The sequence below is a fragment of the Denitromonas iodatirespirans genome (assembly GCF_018524365.1).
Classification (GTDB): Bacteria; Pseudomonadota; Gammaproteobacteria; order Burkholderiales; family Rhodocyclaceae; genus Nitrogeniibacter; species Nitrogeniibacter iodatirespirans.
This window is the reverse complement of sequence record NZ_JAEKFT010000071.1, coordinates 1-3,063: the sequence shown is the minus strand read 5'-3', so window position 1 is coordinate 3,063 and position 3,063 is coordinate 1. Positions and strand designations below refer to the sequence as shown.

Below are 3,063 nucleotides of genomic sequence, written 5' to 3'. Positions count from 1 at the left end.
GCCAGATCGTCCTCAAAGCCGGCCAAAGCTCGGTGACGCTCTCAGGCGCGGATATCACCTTCGCCTGCCCGGGCAAGTTCTCCGTCAAGGGTGGGGGGAATGCGTTTGAGGGGCCGGGACGGGGGGCAGCCGAACTTCCCGTCATGCCTTCGGGCACTGTCAATGTTCCGACATGGATCGCGATCAAACACCTTGACGCGGAAGGTCTTCCGTTCGAAGACCAAGCCTACAAGCTCTTTTTCGAGGGCAATCAGATCATCAGTGGTCGACTCGACGCACACGGATTCGCACGCCATGACGACGTGCCCGACAAGGCGCTGCGCGTGGAGTATGAGCAGCGCGAACCGCTTGGCGAAAAACCTTGGACCTCCCTCCAAGACATGATTGCCGCCGTAAAGCAACGTCTGGGTTGAGGGCCGAACGATGTGGGATGAACTCGAAAACGCCCTCGCTTGGTACGCCGCTGCGCCTAATCGCTGGCTTCAGAACGCTAGGCAGGATCTCTCGGCCGCCGCCGAGTGGATATGGGTGGTGCTCCAAGGCGACTTCGCTGAGGAACAAACCACCGCACAACTGGCGACCGGCATGGTGATCTCCATGGTCCCCTTCGTCGATCAGCTCTGCGACGTGCGCGATGTGGTGGCCAACTGCAAGAACATCAGCGAGGACAGCGACAACAAACTGCACTGGTTCGCTCTCGCCATCACCCTGGTAGGTTTGATCCCGGTGCTCGGCTCGCTGGCCAAGGGCTGCCTGAAGATCGTGTTCAATGGCGCCCGCAAGGCGGTCACGAGCGGGGCAGTCAAGGCGCTGGATGGCGCGGTGTGGGCAGCGACTCGGCCGTTCATCGAAGCGGGCATCGTCAAGCTCAACCAACACCTGGCCAACCCGGCGGTGCGCAGGACGCTCGCGATCCTTAAGATCGACAATGTTTTCAAATATCTCGCCGGCAAGACACGTGTATTGAAAGACGCCACCAGCGCGAGCGCTCTGGTCAAGGCCTTCGACACGATCATCGACGTCCTCAAACAACTGGCCGAGTTGATGGACCGCTGGGGCACGGCCGCGCTGCAAACCCGCGTGGGGCAGCTACTGACCAAGGTGCAGGCGGTACGGGACAAGGCCCATACCAAACTCACCGAGGTCGTTAAACCCCTGCAGGACATGCTCGAACGCATCGCACGACGGCTGGAAGTCGAAGCGGACATGACCTACCGGGCGAGCACCAATGCGCTCAATCCGCACGCTTTCAAACGGCCTCAACTTGAAGCAGAGATCGCGGCGTTGAAGGCGGAGACGCCGCCGTGGGTGAAGGTTCGGCGCACCGCACCCAAGCGCGCAAAAAGGACTTGCCCGCCTATTCCAGAGGGCTACCCAGACATCAGTAAAGCGAGTCAGAGTCCCGTTCTCGTAAACAAATTCGATACCTTCCACACGCTCGAACCGGCAGAGATACCACCCGGCACGGTACTCTACCGCGTGATCGACCCCAATTCGGCCGACAACAGCATCTGCTGGATGCGCAAGGAAGAATTCGACCAGCTTCGCAGCAAGGACGACTGGCGCGACCGTTTCGCCGTGTGGGCCAACTGGAACAGCAACGGCGAGTTCGTCACCTACACCGTACCGCCGGGCAAGCCACTGAAGGTCTGGGAAGGCGAAACAGCCTCCCAGGTGCTCAAGGACCGCGACGGCAATCTGATCAAGGCCGACGACAAGGGCAATCATTTCTGGACGGCCGGCGGCGGCAAACAGATCGTGCTCGATCCGGGCGACCTGGACAAGTCCCACCTGGGCTCGCGCCAGCCCACCGAGTGGGGCTACGACAGCTTCGGAGAAGGACTCGATCTGGTCGGCGTGCCGACCCTCACCAACAACTGGTACGAGAAGAAATAGTTATGCCCAATCCGCTGATCCCGCAGGAAATCTACCTGCTCGAACGTTACAGCAGCGCGGAATACTTCAAGCTGCTTCGGGACGCCTTTGCCGCCACGGTGCAGGCGGCCGAAGATGGCCTCGCGGAAGTCATGCGCACCCTGCCGCCAGACTACCGGCGCCGCCCGCGCTGGCAGCAGCCGGACATCACCTGGGGAACGGTGGTGCTGCCGAACTTTCGCGACACCTTGCAGATGGTGGAGGAAGCCTATCTCGCTTTGCTGAGTGGCGAGTGCTCGGCCATTGGAATCGCGGGTAACGTCAATACGGCGTTTGCTGGACAGGGGCGAGACTACCCATGTGACTGGATGCCTGAGCCGTTCTTATCGCGTTTTATCGAGGGGTACCGAAAGGCGAGTACATATGCCTCAAACATTGCATTCACAGATCAAATTGGCTGGGTCTGGGGAGATCTGACGACGCGATACAGCGAAAGTGATTTCGGCCCGCTCGCCCCCCCCCCCACGTGGCCGGTCTACCGCCTCAACCCCAAGGTTCGAGTCGCCACCGATGAAGAGATCCAGGTCACTGGCGTCTATCTGCCCGATGCCGACGAGGCCAGCGCCCAGTTCTTTTGTACCGGCACCTATGCCACGGACGCATCGACCGGATACGATCCCAAGACGACTCAGAACATCAACGACGTCGATACCGTCTGGACCCTGGTCGAACGCGTCGCCGACAGCGGTGGCGGCTCCGGATGCGGCCCACAGGGCAACACCGACGCACCCAAAGGCCGCCCCAACGTCCCCGCCAACCAGCCCTGCCCGGAATCCGGCTGGTGGTTCACCCCGGCCAAACCCGACAGCCGCCGATACTTCAAACAGGGCGAGACCATGCCATCCGTGGGCGGCGACTACGGCCAGACCTTCTGGCAATGGTCGCCGGACCAGTCGGCGCCGAAGCTGTAGGGCGGGATTCATCCCGCCAACATCCGCCCAGGCCGGATGAATCCGGCCCTACCCGCGTCATCGACCCCAATTCGGCCGACAACAGCATCCGCGGCTCAGCCCTGACCTACGCCAGCGGCGCACTGGCAGCCGGCACCGGCACCCTGCTGCTCACGCCGGTGGGCTGGCTCATCGTCGGCGTGGTACTGGTCGGTGGCAGTATCTACTTGGGCTTTGT

The 3,063-nt window shown here is 61.8% G+C and carries 4 protein-coding genes; all 4 read left to right on the top strand.

The features are described from left to right. A partial coding sequence (locus I8J34_RS24765; protein WP_230411985.1) for a DUF2345 domain-containing protein occupies nucleotides 1-413 on the top strand: 413 nt, incomplete at its 5' end. Between the two features lie 10 nt (nucleotides 414-423). Continuing rightward, nucleotides 424-1,896, top strand: a complete 1,473-nt coding sequence (locus tag I8J34_RS23830) for a hypothetical protein (protein WP_214364128.1) — start codon at nucleotides 424-426, stop codon at nucleotides 1,894-1,896. Nucleotides 1,897-1,898: 2 nt separating this feature from the next. Further along, on the top strand, nucleotides 1,899-2,846 hold the full coding sequence (locus I8J34_RS23825; protein WP_214364127.1) for a hypothetical protein: 948 nt from the start codon (nucleotides 1,899-1,901) through the stop codon (nucleotides 2,844-2,846). Then, the coding region (locus tag I8J34_RS23820) for a hypothetical protein (RefSeq protein WP_214364126.1) at nucleotides 2,813-3,063 on the top strand (251 nt) is incomplete at its 3' end. The genes I8J34_RS23825 and I8J34_RS23820, both read left to right, overlap by 34 nt.

Coding starts and splice junctions, on each gene's coding strand:
- I8J34_RS23830 (WP_214364128.1), top strand. CDS start 424: ATGTGGGATGAACTCGAAAACGCCCTCGCTTGGTACGCCGCTGCGCCT.
- I8J34_RS23825 (WP_214364127.1), top strand. CDS start 1,899: ATGCCCAATCCGCTGATCCCGCAGGAAATCTACCTGCTCGAACGTTAC.